This is a genomic window from Pseudomonas sp. 15C, assembly GCF_055484735.1.
In genome coordinates, this window is the sequence record NZ_JBUDGD010000004.1 from 25,049 (window position 1) to 48,418 (window position 23,370).

Consider the following 23,370-nt stretch of genomic DNA (forward strand, 5'->3'; position numbering starts at 1 on the left):
TGGTCTGTTAAGCATTGCATCTTCCGGAGCAAGGCTGCCCCATGGATTATTTTGGACCGCACATTTTCGGTTATCTGATCGCGCTGATTCACACCCTCGGATCGATCGCCGCAATACATGCGGTACTCACCGTGCGCACTGCGCAGGGTTCGATTGCCTGGGCATTGTCGCTGATCTTCATTCCCTATCTCACGCTGATTCCCTATCTGGTCTTCGGCCGCAGCACCTTCGACGGTTACATCAAGGCGCGGCGCCAGGCCAACGAACAGATGCGCGTGGCCATCTCCGAGCTGAACTGGCGCCCGTGGGTCGAGGAAGCACTCGCCGCCCGCGCTTCCAACGCTTATGCCTCGTTGCGTGCGATGCCAAAACTTGGGCGGATGCCGTGCCTGGCCAATAATGAAGTGCAGCTATTGATAAACGGTGCGGCGACGTTCGAGGCGATCTTCAGTGCGATCGAGCAGGCCAAAGAAGCCGTGCTGGTGCAGTTTTTCATCATCCACGACGACCGCCTCGGGCAACGCTTGCGTGATCTGCTGCTGAAAAAAGCCGCGGAAGGCGTGACGATTCACTTGCTGTACGACCGCATCGGCAGCCACGCCCTGCCCCATAGCTATGTGCAGGCATTGCGCGACGGCGGTGTTGCGGTGAAAGCATTTGCCACGCGCAGTGGCTGGCTCAACCGCTTCCAGGTCAACTTTCGTAACCACCGCAAGATTGTCGTGGTCGACGGCATCGTCGGGTTTGTCGGTGGGCACAACGTCGGCGACGAGTACATGGGCGAGAAACCACCGCTGGCACCGTGGCGCGATACCCATGTACAAGTCCGTGGCCCAGTCGTCGCGAGCATGCAGGAATCCTTCGCCGAAGACTGGTTCTGGGCGGCACGCTCCCTGCCGCCGCTGATCCTGCCGGATGCTTATCCGGACGATGGCGTACTTTGCCAGTTGCTCGCCAGCGGCCCGGCCGATGCCTATGAAACCTGCTCGCTGTTTTTCGTCGAGGCGATCCACGCCGCCACCGAGCGGGTGTGGATCACCAGCCCGTATTTCATTCCGGATGAAGCGGTATTTGCCGCGCTGCGACTGGCCGTGCTGCGCGGCGTCGATGTGCGCTTACTGCTGCCGTCGCGCGCGGACCATCGCATCGTCTACGCCGCTTCCAGTCTGTATGCGTTCGAGGCGGTGCGCGCCGGGGTGCGAGTGTTCCGTTACGAGCCCGGGTTCCTGCATCAGAAAGTGGTGTTGATCGACAGCGAGATCAGCGCGATCGGCAGCGCCAACCTCGACAACCGCTCGTTCCGTTTGAATTTCGAGGTCATGCTGCTGACCGTCGACAGTGCCTTTGCCGCCAGCGTGGAACACATGCTCGAAGCAGACTTCGCCCAGGCTTACGAAGTCGCCAAGGAAGAGAGCCGGGAAATCCACCGCCTGCAACAGGTCGGCATGCGGATCGCCCGGCTGATATCACCGATCCTGTAAGGCGTCCCGTGAAGACGCCTGCGATCACGGGTTATAAATGTCGTCGCGGGTCCAGGGCAATTCATGGCTGCCGTCGGGATGCGCCTTCACCGCAAGGATCTGGTGCAGATTGATCCAGCCACGGGCAAACGCATAGGCGCAGCCGGCCAGATACAGGCGCCAGATACGCAACGCCTGTTCCGGTACCAGTTTGCCAGCGGCTTCGAGGTTGTCCTCAAGTCGCTCGCTCCAATGGTCCAGCGTACGCGCGTAATGCAGGCGCAGGCTTTCCACGTCGACAATCTCCAGCCCGGCTTCACTGATCTGCGCCGAGATCATGGAAAGGTGCGGCAACTCGCCGTTAGGGAAAACGTATTTCTCAATGAAGTCGCCCGCACCACGCCCGACCGGCCGGCCATCGGTATGCTTGGCAGTGATGCCGTGGTTCATCACCAGGCCACCCTCCTTCACCGCGCCAAACAGGGTTTTGCAGTATTCGGCGAGATTGGCATGGCCGACGTGTTCGAACATGCCGACACTGACCACCTTGTCGAAGCGCCCGTCCTGAGGCAGATCGCGGTAGTCGAGCAATTGCAGTTCTATCTGATCTTCCAGCCCCTCAGCCTTGACCCGCTCACGTGCCAGCTTCAGTTGCTCCTGACTCAGCGTGATGCCGAAGACCCTGGCGCCGAATTCCCGTGCGGCGAATCGCGCCAGCCCACCCCAGCCGCAGCCGACATCCAGCAAATACTCGCCCGGCTGCAAGCGCAGCTTGCGGCACAGATGGCGGAATTTGGCCTGTTGCGCCTGCTCGAGGGTTTCGCTGCCGGTCTCGAAATACGCGCAGGAATAGACCATGTCGCTGTCGAGCCACAGCTGGTAGAAGGCATTGGAAAGGTCGTAATGGTACGAGATGGCCTTGGCGTCGGTTTCCTTGTCATGCACGGAACGCACCGGCTGACTGCCTTCGTCTTCGTCGAGCAAGGCGCTGCTCAGTTCATCGCAGACGCGGATGACCTCGCTGATCGAGCCCTCCAGTTCAAGTTTACCTTCAACGAACGCCGCTCCCAGCGCATCGAGGCTTGGGTGAGTGAACTGGGTGACCATCTGTGGGTCCTTGACCACGATGGTGACGCTGGGCGTCGGCCCCAGATTGAATTCATGGCCGTCCCAGAGTCGCAGGCGAAGCGGAAGCTGCAGGTTCTGTAAGGCCGGTGGAAGTTGCGCGAGCATGGAAATTCCCCCCTTGTTTCAGACGTCAGATCTGAGGGTAGACCATCGCGGAAAAATAGCAGGCTATCGAATTGATTAGCCGAAGCTATCGTCGCAGACGCTCCAACAGGCCATCCTGCACCCACGTCTTCCAGCCGATGACGGCTTGAAATGGAGCGCCCTCTCTACCAATGACTGCTAACTTCGCCGGCAGTTCGTTACAAATCGTTTCGAAGCTCATCATCCATTTTCGCCAATGGTTCCTGAAACCGCAGCAAGCGCCCAGCATTACCGAGCACTAGCAAGGTGCTGAGGTTGTGCAGCAGCGCAGCGATCATCGCCCCGGCTACACCGAGCCAGCCAAATGCTGCAAAGACGACGATTGCCAGCGTCCACCCCAATCCGATGATCACGTTGACCTGCAAGGTCTTGCGGCACTGGCGGCTGAGTCGCACACAGGTGCCGAGCCGGCGCAGGTCGCTACCGATCAACACGATATCGGCCGAGGCCAGCGCGATGTCCGCGCCGCCCGCGCCCATCGCCACGCCAACTACGCCAGCCTTAAGTGCGAGCGAGTCATTGATTCCGTCGCCAACCACCATTGGTCGGAAGCCGCTGTCGATTTCCTTGAGCACGCGATTGAGTTTGTCTTCGGGCAAGGCCTGCGCTTCGACCTCGTGCAAGCCGACCTCCTGGGCCAGCGAGTTTGCGACGCTCTGACGATCGCCGGTCAACAAAAGCTGCCGGCCGAGACCCAACTCACGCAATTCACTGAGGGCAAAGCGAGCCTCCGGTTTCACGCTGTCGGCCAACAGTAGCCAGGCAAGAAACTCACCGCTCAAGGCCAGCCCGGCAATCGGCCCATCGTGCTCTGGGACGGGCGTGGTGCTGATGCCCAACTGCGCGAACAGCTCCGGGCGCCCGAGTGCCGCTTCGCCCTGCGCGGTCATGGCAACAACGCCGAGACCCTGCCGCTCCTGAATATCGCTCAAAGGCAGATAATCTTGCGCAGTGACGAGGCCGGCCAGGGCGCGGCTGACCGGATGACTGCTGGCGGCGCCGAGGCTGGCCGCCAAGGTCTTCGCCGCCGCATGATCCGCTGCTGCGCCGGTGATCGATTGCAGACGCAAAGTGCCGTAGGTCAGCGTTCCGGTCTTGTCGACCACCAAGGACGTCAGATCCGCCAGTTCCTCAAGGAACGCCGAGCTGCGGATCAATATGCCGTGACGCGCCGCTACTGCGACGCCGGCAATCGCTGTGGCAGGTGCCGACAACACCAGTGCGCATGGGCAAGCGGCAACCAGCACTGCAAGCATCGCCTGTGCATCGTTGGTGATGAACCAGGTCACAGCGGCCAGCAGCAATACCAGGATCATGTAGCTGCCAGCGTAACGTTCAAGCAGTCGAGTGATCGGCGGTTTCGAGCGTTCGGCGTTCTGCATCAGTGCGATGACTTTGCCCAAGGTCGACTCGTCACCGGTGCGCGTCACCTCGATACGCAGTAATCCGTCGAGGTTGATCGCGCCACCAAACACGCTCATGCCGACGCCCGCCTCGACCGGCACCGATTCGCCAGTGATCGACGCGGTATCGAGACTGGCCTGACCGGAGAGAACCCGACCATCCGCTGGAACGCGATCACCGGCCCGCACCTCAACGGTATCGCCGGGCTTGAGGGTGCCGTTGTCGACTTCGATGACCGAGCCGTCTGCCTGGATTTTGCGCGCATGGCTGCGCGTCAGTTGCCCTAGCGCGTGAATCGCTTCCTGCGAACCAATGACGCTGCGTTCCTCCAGCACATGGCCGAAGATCATGATGATCGGCAACAACGCCGCCGTGAGCAGATCGCCTGTTGCCCAAGCGCCAAGCATGGCCAGCGCAATCAATTGATCGGTAATGCCATGCAGGCTCGGATAGCGCAGGCTGTACCACGCCGAGCGCATCACCGACACCCCGACCATCAATGACGCAAAGCCCAACAGCAATTGGCTGACCCCGGTTTGCTCCGGCAACCACCAACGCCAGATCAGGCCGAGCCCGAGCAAACCGAGCGCAAGCATGGCCAGGGTCAGTTGTCGTGCGGCGCGGCGTTGTTCGGCCGAGGACAACAGGCTCGGCGTGGCGGTGGTCGCAGTCATTGGCTGGCTCCCTGAATGATCAGGCGGGAATCGTCTTTCGGGTTAACCGTGGTCACCGAACCGGCCTGGCCGAGAATCTTCGACATGCGCTCGCGATACAGACGCAAGAGCAACTGCGGGTCGGCACTTTTGGCCAGGCTCGCAACCGTGGCGGTATCTGCCGACGCCTTGGCCAAGCGCTCGCCGGCCTGGGCGTGGGCAATCTGCAGCGTACGGTCGGCTTGTTCGTTGGCGGTCTGGGTGAGTTTTTCCGCCTCGGTGCGCGCGTTGGCAACGGCTTTGTCAGCTTGCTGGCTGGCGGTCAGGACCGCATTGAAAGCGCTCACCGCCGGCTCCGGCAAGCTCGATTGCACATCGACCCGCGCCGCTTCGACACCAATCCCCTGCCCGCTCGCTTTCAGTTCAGCCAGGCGCTGATTGATCGCTCTAACCAGATCACCGCGCAACCGCTCACGGCGCTCGGCGGCCTGGCTGTCCGCACCGATCAGCTCCGGACGCGCAACCAGAATGGTGTCCAGATCGCGCGCGGCGGTCAGTGCCAACGCACTACGAGTCACCAGCCGATCCAGTGCCGGCAAGACATGATCGCCTTGCAGAACGAAATCATACGGGTCGCTGACTTTGTAAAACACCCGCACATCCAGCTGTACGACACCGGCATCACCGGTCAATAAATAACCAGAGCCCGCCAGCGCATCGCTCAACGGCGTGGCAAACGAAGCGACCCGATCTGCCTTTAAGGCCTCATCGCTGCGCAACAGGTTTTCCACGCGCCGTTCGATCACCCGATCCGCTGCCGGCAGCAGGATCACCTGTTCGAACGGCCGTGGCCAAGCCAATAGCAGGCCGGCATTCTGAATGCGATCCAGCGCCCCGAAATGCAAAACCACCGCGCGATTTTGCGGGTCGATCTGCCGCACATTGGAAAACACCCAAGCCAGCGCAGCCAGCACCGTCACCGCGTACAAGGCAAGAAATGCCAGGCGCCCAGCCTGAATCCATGGACTGTTCAATGTTTGTGTTCCACGTGGAACGTCATCAGTCATGGCTGTAATCCGGCTTTATTGTCGAGTGCCGGCGGCCCGTCGACTAACACGCGAAACGGCGCCGCATCGGTCCGCAAAATCAGTTTGGTTTCTGGCGTGACGATCGTTCCAAGGGTGTCGAGCGAGCGCAGCAAGTTGTAGAGCTGCGGTGAACTGGCGTAGGCGCGGCCATAAATCTGCGCTGCTTCGACGCGGGATTGCGCTTCGATGTCGGCGGCTTTCACCGTCGCATCAGCCTGTACGATGCGTGCGTCGCGTTCGGCGGCGGAACGGATTTGCGCGGCTTCACGTTTACCGATCGCTGTGCGTTCGGTGGCAATCGTTTCACGCTCCGCACGCATGCGATCGACCGTGGCGGTGAGTGTGACGGATGGCAAGGTCAAACGCTCGATGCCGACTTGCACGACGCGCACGCCGTAAGTAGCGAGTAGCTGCTGATCGATCTGTTGGCGCAACTGCGCCTCGAAATCGGCGATGCGCACCTGGCTGGCATCGGTGTTGACCAGACTCGCCAAGTCAAAGCTGCTGGCAGTGGTTTCCAGCGCCGAGCCGACAAAAGTGCGAATTTGTCGCGCGGCTTCATCCGGCTGGTTTTGCACGGCGCGCATGAAACGCTGCACATTGTCCGCGTCGCCCTGCACCTGCCACGCCACGTAAGCCTGAACGATGATGCGCAAGCCGTCACGGGTACCGACATCCTGCAAACCGCTGGACGTAGTACGCAAACGCAGATCCACCGGAATGGCCGCCTCGAAGGGTGCCGGCCAGCGCCAGCTCAGGCCGGGATCCAGCAACACTCGCGCTGGATTGCCGAAGCGTGTGATGACTGTGGCTTCGCCGGAGCGCACTTGCACAAGGCTCGCCGCTGCAACCGCAAACGCGACCAACAACGCTGCCCAGCCCATGCGCCGCCACGGAAACGGTCCAGCCTCTCGCGGCGCGCCGTGGTGGTGATGGTGATGCCCGTGATGCTGGTGATGCCCGTCATGGCCGTGATCGTGGCCGCTGTGGTCATGCGAATCGTGAGTAGGCGACTGGCTCAATGGGCAACTCCTGGTTGAGCGTTGGTGCGTGCGGGCGTCGGGTCAGCCGGCAACGTGAAATGACGCAGGTCGATGGTTGGGGCGTTGGTGGTGCCGCCCAGTCGGTGATCAAGGATCAGCAGCGGCGCTTTACTGAGACCTTGGCTGAGCTGACTGAGATATTGCTCGAGCACAAAGGCTTGGCCGGCATTCGCGAAGGCCTTCCGTTCGGCGCCGAATTTCAAATCCGCTGCCTGCGCTGTGGCACTGGTTTCCCGCGCGTTGGCAGTGGCTAGATCGCGCGCCAGGCTGGCCTGCAATTGCGCCTGGTTGCTTGCTTCGGCGGCGGCACCCCGCTCGCGGGCAATCAACGCCTGCGCGCCGATTTGTGCGGCTTGCACGCTGTGATAGGCATTCGCTGCACCGGCCGGCGGATGAATCGCTTCGACCACCGTGGCGAGCATTTCTACGCCGCTGTTGAGTGAATCCAGATCGCTTTGCACCGCGCGACCGATCTCCTCGGCCAGGTCGACGCGGTCCTCACCGAGCAAACCGTCCAGCGTGCGCGAGGCAAAGTCGTGCACCAGAATCCGGCTGGCGGTGCTGCGAATCAGCGTCGGCACGTCGGCGCTGTTATAGGTAGCGGCCAACGCGGCCTGATCGCTCAGGCCGATGCGATAGACGAAACGCACATCCATGTTGACGATCTGGAAGCTTTGCTGCTCACCGCGACGGCTGGCGATGACTTGCGACTTGTCATTGACGTGACTGGCGTCCCACAAACGGTTGGCTGTCGCCGGTGCCGGGCCTTCGGCAGGGTCGGCCTGCAGCGGTGCGGGGTTCTCGCCGACGCTGGTCGCCAGTTCATGAACCACGCCGTTTTCAACGCTCAACACGCGCCCCAGCGGCCAAGGCAACCCCACCTGTAAACCGGGGCCGAACACCTGCACAGGTTTGCCGAAACGTTCGTAGATACCCCGGCCCTGCAAGGGAATTTCATGAATGCCGGTAAGCAACCAACCCACCACCGCCACCAGGGCCAACACCGGAAACAATGCCCGGCGCATGAAACTGAACGCCCAGATCTGCCGCAGATCGATGCCAAATCGGTTGTGCAACTCATGCTGCAAAGCGAGCAAGGGTTGCGGCGGCCAGCGCAGCATATCGGCGACGAAACTGCGCGCCAGCAGCGTCGGTTCGAGCTGCTCGCGGCGTGGGCTGAACAGCGAAAGCACCGCACGCAACAAAAATTCAACAGCAACGAGACCCGGCAAGAGCCCGCTCAGCACGGCGACACGCACCGGCCAGACCGCATTTTCTCCAGCGAACAACAAACACAGCGCGCTCAATATCAGCGTGATGATCGTTACCCGCGTCAGTTGCGCCAACGACCCTGCTTCCGGCCATTGCGCCGGGTTCTCCTGGGCCAGTTGCCGTTCGAACACCAGCAAACCGAACGCCAACAGCAACCCTAGCGCTGCCGCCACGGTGGCAGACAGGCCCACCGCCACGCTCGGCAATTTCAAATTCCACGCTTGTTCAACGCTGAGCAGCGTCAGCAACGCCCAGCCGGATAACCACAACGTCGCTGCGCCAATCTGGCCGAGCAGATGCAGACCGCGCTGGCTCAGGCGATCGAGCAATCGCTCGTACCAGCCATCTGCTGGTGAAACTCCTTCGTCTGCAAGCGCAGTCGAGGGCGTTGGATTGATCGCTCGTGCACGCCATTGCGTCAGCCACCACGCCGATTGCAACCCCGCGACCAACACCAGCAACGCGGCACTTTGATTGAGCAATAACGGTTGCCACAAGGACTGTGGCGCGAACAACCCGACAAACAGCGCCAGCACCACGCCCGCCCCTGCCAACCCGCCAAGACCCAACGCCCAACGTCGTAGCCGCCGGCCCTGTACGGCTGCCTGCTGGAACCGTGGCAGTCCGGCCACTTGCGTGCCCTCAACCTGCAGATCGACCTGCATATCACCCCAAACTGATTGGCCCGCGTTCGTGTCGTTACGATATAACGAAAAGCGTGAAATATTCGTCCACAATTGCGTTCATTCAAAGACGCCAGACCTGTCGCTTGCCTGAAGCCTTGACCGAAATGTCAGAACGCGCACATATTACGCCCGTAATTTTATTTCATGACTAACGTCAACGATCCTTATCCATCGGGCAGGAGCAAACGCATGAGCAACTATGACGTAGTGATTCTGGGCGGCGGTCCCGGCGGATATAACGCAGCGATTCGTGCTGGCCAGCTGGGTCTCAGGGCCGCTTGCGTGGAGGGGCGCGCAACGCTCGGCGGCACCTGCCTTAATGTCGGCTGCATGCCGTCAAAAGCCTTGCTGCACGCCTCGGAACTGTACGACGCGGCGATGGGTGCGGAATTCGCCAACCTCGGCATTGAGGTCAAACCGACGCTGAACCTCGCGCAGATGATGAAACAGAAAGACGAAAGCGTCGCTGGCCTGACCAAGGGCATCGAGTTTCTCTTTCGCAAAAACAAAGTCGACTGGATCAAGGGCTGGGGCCACATCGACGGCCCTGGCAAAGTCAGCGTGACTGATCATCAGGGCAACAAGGTCGAACTGACCGCCAAAGACATCATTATTGCCACCGGCTCAGAGCCCACTCCCCTGCCCGGCGTCGAGATCGACAACCAGCGCATCCTCGATTCCACCGGCGCGTTGTCCTTGAGTGAAGTGCCCCGCCATCTGGTGGTCATCGGTGCCGGCGTGATCGGTCTGGAACTCGGATCTGTCTGGCGACGCCTCGGCGCGCAGGTAACGGTGATCGAATACCTCGACCGCATCTGCCCCGGTGTCGACGCTGAGGCCGGTAAAACCCTACAACGCGCGCTGAGCAAGCAGGGCATCAGCTTCAAACTGGGCTCGAAAGTCACCGGCGCCACGCCCTCCGCCAGCGGCGTGCAACTCACTGTCGAGCCCGCCGCCGGCGGCAGCGCCGAGTCGCTGGAGGCCGATTACGTGTTGGTGTCCATCGGTCGTCGCCCCTACACGCACGGTCTGGGCCTGGAAAACGTCGGCTTGAGCACCGACAAGCGCGGCATGCTCACCAACAAACAACACCGCACCGAAGCGCCCGGTGTCTGGGTGATCGGCGACGTGACGTCCGGGCCGATGCTCGCGCACAAGGCCGAAGACGAAGCCATGGCCTGTATCGAGCAAATCCACGGCAAGGCCGGCGAGGTCAATTACGAGCTGATCCCCAACGTGATCTACACCCGGCCGGAACTGGCCAGCGTCGGCAAGACCGAAGAGCAACTGAAAGCTGAAGGTCGCGCCTACAAGGTCGGCAAATTCCCCTTCACCGCCAACAGCCGGGCGAAGATCAATCACGAAACCGAGGGCTTTGCCAAAGTCCTCGCCGACGAGCGCACCGATGAAGTGCTTGGCGTACATCTGGTCGGCCCGAGCGTCAGCGAGATGATTGGCGAGTTTTGCGTGGCGATGGAATTCAGCGCCTCGGCTGAAGACATTGCCCTGACCTGTCACCCGCATCCGACCCGCTCAGAGGCGTTACGCCAGGCGGCAATGAATGTTGAGGGGATGGCGACACAGATGTAAGCGTTGAACGGCTATCGCCATCGCCAGCACGCTGGCTCCCACAGTGGTTATCAAGCGAACAGCCATTTTGTGGTTGACCGAAACCTGTGGGAGCTAGCTGTGCTAGCGATGAAGGCACCCCGTTCTCAGGCCGGCAGATGCCCCAGCGGTAAAGGCCCGGGCGTCTTCACCGTATGAATAGCGAAGTTGCTGCGAATGTCACTGACTCCCGGCAGTTTCAGCAGATGACTGCTGACAAAACGGTCGTAGGCTCGCAGGTCCGGCACCACCACCTGCAACAGAAAATCCGACTCGCCCGACACCAGAAACGCCGAAATCACTTCAGGCAATGCGGTGACGGCGGCATAGAACGCATTGGCCCGTTCTTCGTTGTGCCGCTCGACCTTGACCCCGACAAACACCGTCAGCCCCAGGCCGACTTCATCGCGATCAACATTGGCCTGGTAACCACGAATCACCCCTGCCTCTTCCAGCATGCGCACCCGACGCAGGCACGGCGAGGCTGACAGGCCGATTTCCTCCGCCAGTTCGACATTGCTCAGCCGGCCGTTGCGTTGCAGCGCGGCGAGAATCTTGCGATCGAAAGCGTCAAGTTTCATGGTTGGCAGATCCCGATTGTTATAGCGTAGAAAATCAGCAGATTATGCCAACGCACGCTGATTTTGAAGTGAACTACGCAACCACCTGCGCCAGTCTTCGGCCCTAGAATTGGCCGATCGAATCAACTGCGCAAGGGCTGCAACATGACAAACCTCTGGCTGTTTTTCCTGGCTCTGGCTGTGGTTCTTTTACTGCCCGGCCCGGACATGATTCTGTTGCTGCAGACCGGCGCCCGTCAGGGTCGCGGGCCGGCGCTGGCCACCGCCATCGGTCTGGGCATCGCTCGCGCTTGCCATGTAGCGCTCGCCGCATTGGGACTGGCGGCGTTGTTCAAGGCAGCACCGTGGACCTTCGAGGTGGTGCGCCTGGCCGGCGCGGCGTATCTGCTATGGATCGGCCTGCAATGCCTGCGCAGCACCTTGCTGCCGCCGCTGAACACTGAAGCAGGCGCCGATCGAAACGGGCAGTGGCGCACGGCCATTCGCCGAGGCCTGCTGACCAACCTGCTCAACCCCAAGGCGCTGCTGTTCTGCTCGGTGCTGTTGCCGCAATTCATCGTCAATGACGGTACGCCGGTGCTCAGCCAGTTCGCCGTGCTTGGCGCATTGCTGGTCGGCATCGGCTTCATGTTCGATAGCGCGTATGCCCTGACCGGAGCTGCACTGGGTCGTTGGTTACAACATCATCCAACGGCCCAGCGCGTACAGCAGTGGCTGTTCGGCAGCCTGTTGATCGGCTTCGCCGTACGCCTGACCTTTGTCCAGCAAGCCTAGCCTTTGCCTGCCTTGCGCCGGCGGCGACTGATCAGCAGCAACGCCGCAGCGACAACGAGCCCCAGCGCGCCGATCTGCACTGGCCACTTGTACGGCCGCAGCGACGCGCGTACGGCATCGGTAAACTGCGTCACGTAACGCTTGTCGGCGTTCTCGAAATCCGGGTACGGGCATTGATTGCCGAAATCCACCGCCCACGGCACGTACGGGCCTTGCCTGACGTAACGCTGATACAGCGCGCTCTGGTCTTCCAGGCTGCTGTTCCAGCCGGCCGCATTGCACAACACCGCGGCAAAGGCCTGACTGGTATGCGGCAGGTTATCGGCGGCGCGGCCAGCCAGTTCGGTGGCGACAAAACGATAGTGGTAACGCTGATCCGGCTGCGCAGCGCTGGCCTGCTGGCGTTGCACTTCTGCTTCGGAAACCAGCGGCCCGACCTTCAGCTCGGCGCGTTCCAGGCTGTAATTGCCGCCGAACGTGGCGTAGTCCGGGGCCATTTCGTAGCCGAGAATGTCCATGCCCCATTCGCGGGCCGTCCACGCGGCGTTGTACAAGGCACTCGCGCGTTTGGTCGGCCACCACGCGGCGTCGGCCTTGAGGCGTTGTTCGCCGTAAAGACGCGCCTTGTTCTGCAGGTCCGGGTTGTCGAAATAAGCCACCGCCTCCTGGTAATGGCCTTCGCGCAGCAGGCGCCGACCGAGCAGATTGCGCAGGCTGGCCGCCACCGGCAGCGGCACATAGTTGTCGCGCTCCTGCTGGGTCAACACGGGCGGCGCAGGGACGTTGTCATCGACGTAGCGTTTCAGCTCATCGACCGTCAGCACGCGCTCGGCCACAGTGGCCGCGTCGAACCAATAGACACTGTTGCTGCGATACAACTGCACGAACGCTTGCAGGTACTCGCCGCGTTGCAACGCCAGGATCGCGCTCTCGCCCTCAACCCGGCACTTCGGCTGCACGGTTTCATAGGCCCAGTCCGGTGTGCGCCGGTAACCCCAATCCTCAGTCTGCGGAAAGGCTTGCGCGGCTTTCGAATACGCTGCGGCAGCGGCCGTTTTATCGCCGTCACGCACGGCCAGTTTGGCTCTTAACCACCACGCGAGCCCCCCGTCTCCAGCATTCACCAGAAAGGCTTTGGCGCTTGCGTAATCACCCTGTTGATAACTCATCGCCGCCAGACGATCGGCATTGTCCAGGCTGCCTCGGGTGCTGTTTTGCAACAGCGTCACCAGTTTCTTTTCGTTCGGTGGCTGATCGCCAAATGACCAACCCTGACGGCTGACCAGCGATGCCGTGACCAGTTGCTGCACCGCTTTATGCTCGAGCAGTTTCGCCAGCTCAGCCTCGGGCAGCTCCGCCAGTTCATTCATCAATTGTTTCAGCGAGGTGTAACCCACCGCCGAGCCGTGCAGGTTCTGCGCTTCGTACAATTCGATGGCGCCGCTCCAGTCACCGGCGCTGCGCAGCACCCGTGCTTCCTCGCCGAGGCTGGCCACGCCCAGTTCCAGCGGATCACTGAAGCCATCGACGCTCAGTTGCCGTGTCTGGCGGTACGCCGCACGCGCCTGCTCCAGTGCGGAGATTGCATCAGTGGCCTCGGCGCTCGCCGCCAGCCATGTGCGGCCCAGCGAATAGGCCGCCCAGGTGCTGCGCAGCGGACGCTGATCGGCTGGCAGCGCCAGCACTTTGTTGAAATACTCGACAGCCTGTTGATGCTCACCGGTCGCAAAGGCTACGGCACCAGCAACGTACCAACGGATTTCCGCGGGCAGACTGGCGCCCTGTGCTTCGACCTGGCGCGCATCGGTCAGACCGCGCAGTCGTTTGACCAAGGCTTGCTGCTCGGCGCTCAGGCCTGCCTGCTCGGCTTGTTCCCGAGCAATGGCGGCAGCGTTTTCTTCGCCGTACATATCGTTGGGATTGTGCGTGATAGCGGTCGCGTTTTTCAGCCCGGCGATGGTTTTACCCAGACGACTGAGCTCGAAATTGAAGTTGCCTTCGGGCAGATCGGCCAAGGTCTGACCGCGATCGTCGAGCAGGCGCATCGGAAAATCCGGCCCGCAGGCCAGCGCCGAACCCAGCGGCAGGCTGAGGCTCAGGCAAAGCAGATGACGCGGCCAGTTACGGGACAACATGCGAACCTCCTTGATCAATATTGGCGCAACGCGCCCAACCGATGGCGCGTTGTCCGCCCGCCGGCAAGCGGCCGTCGCGCAGGCGGGTGAAGGTAAGCAGATCGGCACTTTGTTGCAACGAGTAACCAACGAGCGCATCGGCGCCTTCGCAGTTTTTTGCCTTCAGGGTAATTTGCGCAGGCCAGGCACTGTCGAGATTGCCCGAGTTGACGAGCTGGATGTCGTAGAGGCCGGCGTGTTCGCTGAGCGTCACGCTGAGCCGACTGTTCAGTTGATTGCCACGGGCAACCGCCGCCAGCGTAGTCAGGCTCCAGGCGCGACGGTCATTGGCCAGCGGCAGGCGGAACCAGATCAGCCCGGCCAGGTGCTTCGGCGGATCATCGCGTAATGTTTGGCCGAGCCGGCTGAGTTGCAGCGGATCGGCAAGCAGTTCCCGACGCTGACCGCCCCGCTCCAGTCGTACTTCGCTTTCCACCACCGGTGCCCCACCGTCATCCGCCAACAACGCCACGCCATAGGCGGGCAGTGCCAGATAGAACTGCTTGTCAGTGATGCGCGCCCAGGCCCTGGTCCACTTCAGCGCTTGCTCGGGATCGAACAGACCGCGCCGAGGATCGCTGACTGCGTGCACTTGCAGCACGCTGCTGTCGACCTTTTGCAGCAGCGCCGGCAGTTGAAGGCTGTCGAGCCAGGCCGGCAGCGCGGTGATGCTCAGCTGTAACGTCGCCGGCAATGCCGAGCGCAGCTGTTGGAGGAATTCAGCGTAGGCCGGCAAGCGCGCGTTGCCGGCATCGTGATCGATCTCGATGCCGCTCAATGTCAGGCCCTGCGCCTGCCAATCGGCGAGCACGTGCAGAATCTGTGCGGTGACCTGTTGCTGATCCAGCGCCTTGAGCTGGCCGTCGAGGCGCACTACCGCAATCAACGCCCGGCCATCGGCCTTCAGCAACGGCGCATCGACCCGCGCCCGGCTCCAGCCTGCGTTCGGGAAGGCTTGCAGCGCCAGCACCCGCAGCGTGGAAAAATCCGCGCGGCTGTCACGCAGCGCCGCCTCGTGGGCGGCCGTCCACTGGCGTTGCCAGACATACAGTTGCTGGTCGAGGGGCGGGGCATCCTGCGGTTTGCAGGCACACAGCAGCATCAAAATACATAGACCGACGAGACGCCGCATACCTTGCAGATCCTGGAGAACGAGGCCGCAAGGTTACACAAAACCCCTGGAGCGAGCCTGCTCGCGATAGCGGTGCGTCAGTTAAAACTGTTTCGACTGACTCAACGCTATCGCGAGCAGGCTCACTCCTACAGGAATGTGTCAGGGCTTGCGCGCGATGATGACCTGACTTTTCGCTACGACCGCATCCAGCGCCTGCTTGATCTGTGCGCCACGCGGCGAATCCAGCAGCGCTTGCCAGGTTTCGGCCCAGTGGTTGAGCAACGGATGGTCCGGATTGCTGAAATCGACTTTGGCTTCCCAGAACAGCAGCATCCACATCGACCAGTAAAAACCGTACTGGCTGTGACTGATGATCTCCAGCCCGGCGTCGCTGACCAGCGTCTTGAACTGCTCTTCGCTGAGGATGCGGATGTGGTTGGGCTTCTGGAAATACTCGGCGGCGGCGATGTCTTTTTGCAGGTCTTCAGAGCTGGGATGCGGCACGCTCAACAGGTACAACGCACCCGGTTTGCCGACGCGCACCAGCTCGGCGAGAAACTGCGCCGGGTCGTCGACGTGTTCGATCACCTCGGTAGACACCACGCGCGTGGCCGTCGCATCGGCAATCGGCAGCGGGTTGCAATCGGTGACGTGGCATTCGACGTCCCGCGCCGGAGTATCGCTCAGGCGTTGACGGGTAGCTTCGACCTTGGCCGCGTCGATGTCAGCGATGATGATCCTGGCCCCGCGCATACCGCAGAAATGCACGTTGCCGCCGTCGCCACAGCCGACGTCGAGCAAGGTGTCTTCGGCGGACACCACGAAGCCTTTGAACAGCTCGTTGGTCTCCTGGTTGAACCAGCCACTGAGCTTGGCATCGTACAAGCCAAGCATGTACGGATCGACTTTGCTGGCGGCTGGCGCAACCGGTTGCGTCGACGCCGGGGCTGGCGTGGCCGCCGTGAGTTTTTTCAACAGGCTCAACATGAGGTGGCTCCAGTGGCAGGGGCGGCGGATCGCGCGGTACCGAGGCGTCGCAGCAGTGCGGCACCGCGGTTGCGCATGGGCATTTCGACCAGACGGTAATTCAGTTCACTGAGCAGCACGATCAGGCCGAAGGCGATCAGCAGCGTCAGGATCGGGTGGCCGGCGGAGCTGGGCAGACCGGCGCTTTGCAAGCGAAAGATCAGCTCTCGCACCAGTTGATAGGCCGGGATGTGGATCAGATAGATGCCGTAGGAACGGCTGCCGACCCATCCCAGCAGGCGCTGCACCGCACCGGCCGGCATTAGATAGTTTTGATCGTACGAAGCGATCCACACCAAAATGGCGCTGAGAACGGCGATCGAACCGATGCGATACCAGGCGAAGGTGAAGCGGTCGGTGGCCATGAAACTCAGCAGCGCAGCGATCAGGATCAGCGCGCCGATTCCCAGCCAGGGCCGGCGCAAAACATCCGGTCGCCAGCGTTGATAGCCCGGCTGCGCACTCCACATCGCCAGCAGCACGCCGAGGGCCAGCGCATCGGTACGCACCACCATCAGCAACGGCGTACGCAGCGTAAAAATCTGCACCGCGATCAGCGCCAGCAGCACCCACACCAGATGCTTGCGACAGAGCACGATCAGCAGCGGAAACAGCAGGTAGAACTGCTCCTCCAACGCCAGACTCCAGTAGACGAAACTGCTGCCATATTCATAGCGGAAGAAGCTGTCGGCGAAGCGAAAGTTGGCGTACTGAAAGACCCCGGCAAGGGTCGCTTGCCAGTTGGCCGACAGCGTACCGAACGCTCCCGAACGGTTGACGAACAGGCACGCCAGCAACATCAGCGCCAGCCACAGCCAGGCCGAAGGCAACAAGCGAAAGGCGCGGCGCAGCCAGAAATTGCGCGTCTGCTGCCAGTATTGCTGGCGACTGGTGCAGTCTTGCAAGGCCGGGATCAGGCTGCGCGCGATGACAAAACCGGAAATGGCGAAAAACAGGTCGACGCCCCACCACGGCTGCGCCCAGGCATGGATTTCTGTCAGCAGCGGCACAGCATCGGTGAACAGGCTGCCTTGCAAGTGGTGAAACAGCACGCCCAAAACCGCGATGGCGCGCAGCACTTCGATGTCCATGATGCGTTTGCCGCTCATGGCGCATCCCCGGCATCGAGTGGCTTTCGAGCGATGATCACCTGGCTCTTGGGCAGGAAGCTGTCGAGGGTTTGTTTGATCGCCAGTCCGCCAGGCTGCGTGAGCAAGTCCTGCCAGGTTCGCGCCCAGCTCTCCATTAACGGCATGAACGGCGGCTGAATGCGGTCCCGCACCGCGCCGCCCGGATCACGTCCGGCGGCGCGTTCGCCGGCCCAGAAAAAGATCATGCCCATCACCCAGAAGAAGCCGCTGGCCTGACGATGCTCGATCACCAGGCCCGCCTCCTCCACCAACGCGGCGAAGCGCTCTGCGCTGAAAATCTGCACATGGTTGGGTGACTGGTAGTAGCTGGCCGGGGCGATGCCTTTCTGCAGATGTTCACCGGCAGGTGCCGGGACGCTGAGCAGATACTGCGCGCCGGGACGTCCCATGCGCACCAGCTCGGCCATGAACGGCTCGGGTTCGGCGATGTGCTCCAGCACTTCCATGCACACCACCTTGCTCGCGCAGCCGTCCGCCAGCGGCAACGGCAAACTGTTGCTGACCAGACCAAGACTGGCTTTTGCGCCGTGTGCCTCGACTTGCCGCGCAAGGTCACGCACCTTGTCGTGCTCGCTGTCGGTGAAGATCACCGAAGCCCCCTGACGCACGGCGAACAGCGTCGCCACGCCTTCGCCGCAACCGACGTCAAGCACACTGTCGTCGGCGGTTATCGCAAAGCCCTTGAGCAACTCGCCGCTGTCGTTGAGGAACCAGCCGTCGAGCACCGCGTCGTGTAAACCGACATCGCGCGGCGACAGCGTTGCCGGCGGTTCCGCCACAGGTTGCGCGGCAGGTGCCGGCAGCCATCGCGCGAGCAGTCGCCGTATCATGCGAGCGACGCTTGCGCAGGCACCGGCGCGACCGCGGGCAACGGCGACTCGAGAAAGGCGCGCAAGCGCTGCTCGGTGCTGGCCTGGCTGCAGAAGCGTTGCAGGCTTTGCACCGCTGCGGCGGACATGGCGGCGTAACGCTGCGGATCGTCTTTCGCCACCGCGTAGCTGTCGCGATAGGCCACGCACAATGAATCCCAATCGGTCATGTAACGCAAGGTTCGGTAGGCGGCGCGCGGGTCGTGCGGCCAGGCCGTGAGTTCTTCAGTGAAGTCGACCAGAAAGGCGTTGTCGCCGCTGACGTAATCGGCCATCGCCGTGTTGACCGGGGCAATCGCCGGTTTGCCGCAGGACATGAATTCCATCAGCGGCAAGCACTGGCCTTCGCCATAGGAACTGTTGACCACATAACTGGTGGCCTGAACCAGCGCCTCGTAGTCGGCATCGGCCAGATAGCCGTGGATCAGCACGATCCGGCACTGATAAAACTGGTTCTTGTACAAGTGATGGAGCATGTCGGTCAGTGCATTGGCGATGTCGTGATGCGTCAGTTTCAGCACCAGCGTCGCATCGCTGACCTCGCGAAACGTGGTGCAGAACGCACTGATCATGTCCTGCCAGTTCTTGCGTCCGTCGTAAGGGTTGAACACCGAGGTGTAGACCACGCCGTCCAACTGCAACGGGCAATCCTGCGCCGGTGCGTCAAACGATATGGGCGTGCCCTCGCACAGCCCCGGTGGGCCATACGGACGCAGATCCGTCTCGCGACTGTCGATCAGCAATCCGCGCAGATTGAGCGTTACGCCCTCCACCACCGGTCGCTTGAGCAATGCCTCACCGCGCGCGGCAAAACGGTCCCACACCGGCGCGGGAATCGCGCACACCGGATAGTCGGCCCCCATCACATCGCGCACCGCGTTGACGGTGAACATCGAATGGGTGATCGCCCGGCCGCACGCCTGCAAGACCACCCTCCAGTCATGCCGTGGTTCACCCTGCCAGCTCTCGGTGGGGATGGTGCTGAACTCCCAGGCGAACACTGGAATGGTCGGGCATGCGTAATGAATCGGCGTGCGATGCGGTGGCGAGAACGACAGAAAAACGCAGTCTTCGCCGCGACTCTGGCAGTCGAAATACAAGCGGTCGACCAGTTCGTCAGGGTTGCTGACTTCGATCACCTGACCAATCCGCTCCAGCACCGGGCGGAACTCCTTGAGCACGAAGTAATAGCTGTACTCGGGCCGTCCGAGGTTCTGCTGGATGTTGCTCTTGTTGGTTTCCGAATGAATGATGATCAGCATGAGGCCGCCCCGCTCTTGATTGCTACGGGCGTAATTTCACCTGGCGCCTGCAGGTCGAAAAACGTTTTTACGCGCTGCTGCACCGGCGCGAAACCGCAATATTCACGCATGCGTTCACTGGCCGCGGCCGCCATTGCCTGATAGGCCTCTGGTTGCTGTTTGGCCATGGCATAGCTGTTTTCATAAGCGGCTTTCAATGAGCCCCAATCAGGGCGATGGCGCAGGGTGCGATAGAGAATGCGCAGGTCTTCCGGCCAGATGGTCGGCTCGCGGCTAGATTTGACGATGAAGCCGACACGTTCGTCGATGTAATCGCCCATGGCGGTGTGGTCAGGCGCAATCACCGGTCGTGCGCAGGACATGAATTCCATCAACGGCAGGCACAACCCTTCGCAGCGCGATGCGTTGACGTAAAAACTGGCGGCGCCATACAGGCGGGCAAACTCCTCGTCCTCGAGATAGCCGTGCATCACCACCACCCGGCAGGCAAACGGCGACAGTTGCGAAAGCAACGTGATCAGATGAATGTAGTAACTCGACAGATCGTTCTGGGTGATTTTCAGCACCAGCGTGGCGTCTTCGACATCGCGCATGGCCCAGCAGAACGCGGTGATCAGGTGATGCCAGTTCTTGCGTCCGTCCTCGGGGTTGAACACGCTGACATACACCACACCGCTGACGTCGACCTGCACCTGAGTGTCGGTGTCGGGCAGTACGGCTTGCGGGTGTTCGGTCTGCTCTTGCGCTTGTTCCACCGTGATGGGCAAGCAATCGACAGCAGGCGTGGGCGCATCGGCGAGCGCCTGCCGGTCAGCCCTGGTGAATAGATCACTGAGCGCTTCGCGATACCACTGCAACAGGTTGTGCTTGAGCAGAAACAGCGGCCGGTGCTCGGAAGGCGTCGTCAGTGCCCGGTAGCCCTCACGCAAATAATGCTTGCTGATCAAAAGCCTTCGCCGCAGGGTCAGCTCGGGCGGGGGTTCCGGCTCGGGCGGCGGCTCATCGGCTGGTTCCGCGAGGCCCCGGATCTCCAGCTCCTGTTCATTGTGAATCGGTGCGATCAAGCCATCGGCCGACAGGCCCAATGCGCGGCTGTCGATGATGCAGCCCTTGATCTGCAAGGTACTGCCGGGGTTTACCGGGACACTGGGGTAGTCCTGGCGCACTTGAGCGAAGCGCTCCCATAGCGGCGTGGGCAATACCAGTACCGGGAAATCTGCACCGAGGCTGCGGCGAATGGCCTGCGCGGTGTGGGTGGACAAGGTGATTACCCGGCCATGGCGTGCGAGCATCGGGCGCCAGTCCTGGCGTTCATCGCCGGCGGCGAATTCGCTGGGGATCGAGTCATACTCCCAGGCAATCACGCAGACCATCGGGCATTGCAGCCCGGTCGGGGTTTTGTGTGGCGGCGCAAACGACAGGAACAGGCAGTCTTCACCGGCCTGACGCAATTGCAGATACAACGGATCGACGTCGTCAGGCGAGGCCACCATATGCACCTGGCCAAGGCTTTCCAGCACCGGGCGATAGGCCTTGAGTACGAAATAGTAACTGTATTCCGGCCGCCCCAGACTTTGACTAATGGAGCGATCGTTGACGTCCGAGTAAAGAATGAAATTCATGGCATCCCACGATGAAGCAGCCGTCCCGGCAACCTCATGCTGTGACGGCCGGGCACGGGTTTCAGCCGGCATTGCCGCTGCTGATCCCCAACTACCTCAGACACGTCTTCGTTCTTGTTTTAGTGGTCGGTTTCACCCTGTTGCGCAATACCCGCAGCGAACCTGGGGAATGGCGACGAGGGCCATTCTAAACACATCCATCGCAGCTCCGGGAACCGCCCGCCGAGAATAAATCCGGCTACGCTGACGAGAACTGACCGGTCACGGTTTGCCCTGTTGAAATTGCCGCGCAATTGGCACAGATTGGGCACAAACAACTACAACAACGGACTTCGCCCGTCTTTCAACCGGTTTTTCCATCGGTCTGACAGACCTCTCCTTAAACTCTGTGGGAAAGTGCGCAAGTTCAAGACCAAGGGGTCGCTGCTTGAAAAAACGTCTGTTCGTCACGGGCCTTACCGGTTTCGTGGGACAACATCTTCAGTCTCGTCTGGCCTCGCCTGATTCGACATGGGAGTTGCTGCCTGCCGCAGCGCCCTACGACCTGACGGATGCCGAGAGCCTCAGTGATCTGTGGCCGCAAATGCCCGACGCGGTGATTCATCTGGCCGGACAAACTTTCGTTCCTGAAGCCTTCCGCGATCCGGCACGCACCCTCGCCATCAATCTGTTCGGCACCCTCAATCTGTTGCAGGCGCTCAAGGCCCGTGGCTTCACTGGCACGTTTCTGTATGTCAGCTCCGGCGATGTCTACGGACAGGTCGGCGAAAGCGCTTTGCCAATTACCGAACAGCATCCGCCCTGCCCGCGCAACCCGTATGCCGTAAGCAAATTGTCCGCCGAGTTTCTCAGCCTGCAATGGGGCCTGAGCGAAGGCTGGCCGGTGCTGGTCGCGCGGCCGTTCAATCACATCGGCAGCGGGCAGAAAGACAGCTTTGTCATCGCCAGTGCCGCGCGCCAGATCAACCGCATCAAACTTGGCCTGCAAGGGCCACAACTGGAAGTCGGCGACATCGACGTCACCCGTGATTTTCTCGATGTCGGCGATGTGATCTCGGCCTATCTGGCGCTGCTTGAAAGCGGTACGGCCGGGCAGGTCTACAACATTTGTTCAGGCCGCGAGCAAAGCATTCGCAGCCTGATCGAACAGCTGGGCGACCTTGCCGAGGTCGAGTTGCAACTGGTTCAGGACCCGGCGCGGATGCGCCGTGCCGATCAGCGTCGCGTTTGCGGCAACCACGCAAAACTGGCCACAGCCACCGGATGGGCGCCGGCCATCACCACACAACAATCCCTGCGGACGATCCTGTCCGACTGGGAGACGCGAGTACGACAAGAATGACCAAAAGTGCACTGATCACAGGGATCACCGGCCAGGACGGCGCGTATCTGGCCAAATTGTTGCTCGACAAGGGCTACACGGTTTACGGCTTCGTCGCCCGACGCAGCAGCGATTCACGCTGGCGTCTGCGCGAAATGGGCGTCGAAGCCGACATTGTCTATCTGGACGGTGATATGGCCGATGCGTGCTCGGTACAGCGTGCAGTCATTCAAGCCAAACCCGACGAAATCTATAACCTCGCCGCGCAAAGCTTCGTCGCCGCCTCGTGGAATCAGCCGGTGACCACCGGCATCGTCGACGGCCTGGGGGTCACCCATCTGCTCGAAGCGATCCGCCAGTTCAGTCCGCACACGCGCTTTTATCAGGCCTCGACCAGCGAAATGTTCGGCTTGATCCAGGCGGAGCAGCAGGACGAAAACACCCCGTTCTACCCACGCAGTCCGTATGGCGTGGCCAAGCTCTACGGCCACTGGATCACCGTCAATTACCGCGAAAGTTTCAACCTGCACGCCAGCAGCGGCATTCTGTTCAACCATGAATCACCGCTGCGGGGCATTGAGTTCGTAACGCGCAAGGTTACTGACGCCGCAGCACGCATCAAGCAGGGCAAACAGCAGGAGCTGGCTCTGGGCAACATCGATGCGAAACGCGATTGGGGCTTTGCCGGTGATTACGTCGAAGCCATGTGGTTGATGCTGCAACAGGACAAGCCCGACGATTTCGTGGTCGCCACCGGCGTCACCACCACGGTGCGGGAAATGTGCCGGATCGCCTTCGATCACGTCGGCCTCGACTACCGCGACTTTGTGAAGATCGACCCGGCGTTCTTCCGCCCGGCCGAAGTCGAAGTGCTGCTCGGCAATCCGGCCAAGGCTCAGCGGGTGCTGGGCTGGAAGCCGAAAACCGACCTGGATACCTTGATCCGCATGATGATGGATGCGGACATGAAACGCGTCGCCAAGGAGTAGG

At 61.4% G+C, this 23,370-nt stretch carries 18 protein-coding genes; 5 read left to right on the forward strand and 13 right to left on the reverse strand.

What is annotated here, in order from left to right; all coding sequences use genetic code 11:
• Window positions 1–41 precede the first annotated feature (41 nt).
• Window positions 42–1,481 carry a cardiolipin synthase gene (gene cls / locus ACYYKW_RS03835; RefSeq protein WP_093096651.1) on the forward strand — a complete coding sequence of 480 codons (1,440 nt, stop codon included), beginning with the start codon at window positions 42–44 and terminating at the stop codon, window positions 1,479–1,481.
• Between the two features lie 24 nt (window positions 1,482–1,505).
• Here cls and cfaB read toward each other — a convergent pair whose 3' ends face one another.
• From cfaB to hflK (ACYYKW_RS03860), 5 genes are all read right to left on the reverse strand, one after another.
• A complete protein-coding gene (cfaB, locus tag ACYYKW_RS03840) occupies window positions 1,506–2,693 on the reverse strand; it encodes a C17 cyclopropane fatty acid synthase CfaB (protein ID WP_093096646.1) in 1,188 nt (395 codons plus the stop codon).
• Between the two features lie 197 nt (window positions 2,694–2,890).
• Window positions 2,891–4,810, reverse strand: a complete 1,920-nt coding sequence (locus ACYYKW_RS03845) for a cation-translocating P-type ATPase (protein ID WP_093096641.1) — start codon at window positions 4,808–4,810, stop codon at window positions 2,891–2,893.
• Window positions 4,807–5,856, reverse strand: a complete 1,050-nt coding sequence (gene hflK, locus ACYYKW_RS03850; protein WP_464989457.1) for a protease modulator HflK — start codon at window positions 5,854–5,856, stop codon at window positions 4,807–4,809. The genes ACYYKW_RS03845 and hflK (ACYYKW_RS03850) overlap by 4 nt, the downstream gene beginning before the upstream one ends.
• Window positions 5,853–6,899, reverse strand: a complete 1,047-nt coding sequence (gene hflC / locus ACYYKW_RS03855; protein WP_464989458.1) for a protease modulator HflC — start codon at window positions 6,897–6,899, stop codon at window positions 5,853–5,855. Before hflC ends, hflK (ACYYKW_RS03850) begins: the two co-directional genes overlap by 4 nt.
• Window positions 6,896–8,857: a protease modulator HflK gene (gene hflK / locus ACYYKW_RS03860; RefSeq protein WP_464989459.1), complete on the reverse strand. Its 1,962-nt coding sequence runs from the start codon at window positions 8,855–8,857 to the stop codon at window positions 6,896–6,898. The genes hflC and hflK (ACYYKW_RS03860) overlap by 4 nt, the downstream gene beginning before the upstream one ends.
• 210 nt (window positions 8,858–9,067) lie before the next feature.
• On the opposite strand from hflK (ACYYKW_RS03860), the gene lpdA reads away from it, so the two are divergent.
• Complete coding sequence (gene lpdA / locus ACYYKW_RS03865; protein WP_464989460.1) at window positions 9,068–10,468, forward strand: dihydrolipoyl dehydrogenase; 1,401 nt, start codon at window positions 9,068–9,070, stop codon at window positions 10,466–10,468.
• Window positions 10,469–10,593: 125 nt separating this feature from the next.
• On the opposite strand, the gene ACYYKW_RS03870 is transcribed toward lpdA, so the two are convergent.
• A complete protein-coding gene (locus ACYYKW_RS03870; RefSeq protein ID WP_332763964.1) occupies window positions 10,594–11,067 on the reverse strand; it encodes an Lrp/AsnC family transcriptional regulator in 474 nt (157 codons plus the stop codon).
• Between the two features lie 144 nt (window positions 11,068–11,211).
• Between ACYYKW_RS03870 and ACYYKW_RS03875 the strand changes: the two genes are divergently transcribed.
• Complete coding sequence (locus ACYYKW_RS03875) at window positions 11,212–11,841, forward strand: LysE family translocator (RefSeq protein ID WP_093096615.1); 630 nt, start codon at window positions 11,212–11,214, stop codon at window positions 11,839–11,841.
• On the opposite strand, the gene ACYYKW_RS03880 is transcribed toward ACYYKW_RS03875, so the two are convergent.
• The 7 genes from ACYYKW_RS03880 to ACYYKW_RS03910 all read right to left on the reverse strand — a co-directional run bounded on the left by ACYYKW_RS03880 (window position 11,838) and on the right by ACYYKW_RS03910 (window position 21,059).
• Window positions 11,838–13,976: a hypothetical protein gene (locus tag ACYYKW_RS03880; protein ID WP_464989461.1), complete on the reverse strand. Its 2,139-nt coding sequence runs from the start codon at window positions 13,974–13,976 to the stop codon at window positions 11,838–11,840. The genes ACYYKW_RS03875 and ACYYKW_RS03880 overlap by 4 nt on opposite strands.
• The gene (locus ACYYKW_RS03885) at window positions 13,963–15,147 is read right to left on the reverse strand and encodes a DUF3142 domain-containing protein (protein WP_464989462.1); all 1,185 of its coding nucleotides are present in this window, start codon (window positions 15,145–15,147) and stop codon (window positions 13,963–13,965) included. The genes ACYYKW_RS03880 and ACYYKW_RS03885 overlap by 14 nt, the downstream gene beginning before the upstream one ends.
• A gap of 141 nt (window positions 15,148–15,288) precedes the next feature.
• Window positions 15,289–16,116: a class I SAM-dependent methyltransferase gene (locus ACYYKW_RS03890; protein ID WP_093096606.1), complete on the reverse strand. Its 828-nt coding sequence runs from the start codon at window positions 16,114–16,116 to the stop codon at window positions 15,289–15,291.
• The gene (locus tag ACYYKW_RS03895; protein WP_464989463.1) at window positions 16,110–17,264 is read right to left on the reverse strand and encodes an acyltransferase family protein; all 1,155 of its coding nucleotides are present in this window, start codon (window positions 17,262–17,264) and stop codon (window positions 16,110–16,112) included. The genes ACYYKW_RS03890 and ACYYKW_RS03895 overlap by 7 nt, the downstream gene beginning before the upstream one ends.
• Window positions 17,261–18,136: a class I SAM-dependent methyltransferase gene (locus ACYYKW_RS03900; protein WP_336356571.1), complete on the reverse strand. Its 876-nt coding sequence runs from the start codon at window positions 18,134–18,136 to the stop codon at window positions 17,261–17,263. Before ACYYKW_RS03900 ends, ACYYKW_RS03895 begins: the two co-directional genes overlap by 4 nt.
• Window positions 18,133–19,437: a glycosyltransferase gene (locus ACYYKW_RS03905; protein WP_464989464.1), complete on the reverse strand. Its 1,305-nt coding sequence runs from the start codon at window positions 19,435–19,437 to the stop codon at window positions 18,133–18,135. The genes ACYYKW_RS03900 and ACYYKW_RS03905 overlap by 4 nt, the downstream gene beginning before the upstream one ends.
• Complete coding sequence (locus tag ACYYKW_RS03910; protein ID WP_464989465.1) at window positions 19,431–21,059, reverse strand: glycosyltransferase; 1,629 nt, start codon at window positions 21,057–21,059, stop codon at window positions 19,431–19,433. The genes ACYYKW_RS03905 and ACYYKW_RS03910 overlap by 7 nt, the downstream gene beginning before the upstream one ends.
• A gap of 427 nt (window positions 21,060–21,486) precedes the next feature.
• Between ACYYKW_RS03910 and ACYYKW_RS03915 the strand changes: the two genes are divergently transcribed.
• Both ACYYKW_RS03915 and gmd read left to right on the forward strand, forming a co-directional pair.
• Window positions 21,487–22,401, forward strand: coding sequence for a GDP-mannose 4,6-dehydratase (locus ACYYKW_RS03915; RefSeq protein ID WP_258451090.1), 915 nt, complete (start codon window positions 21,487–21,489; stop codon window positions 22,399–22,401).
• Window positions 22,398–23,369, forward strand: coding sequence for a GDP-mannose 4,6-dehydratase (gene gmd / locus ACYYKW_RS03920; RefSeq protein ID WP_093096591.1), 972 nt, complete (start codon window positions 22,398–22,400; stop codon window positions 23,367–23,369). Before ACYYKW_RS03915 ends, gmd begins: the two co-directional genes overlap by 4 nt.
• Window position 23,370: the final 1 nt, after the last annotated feature.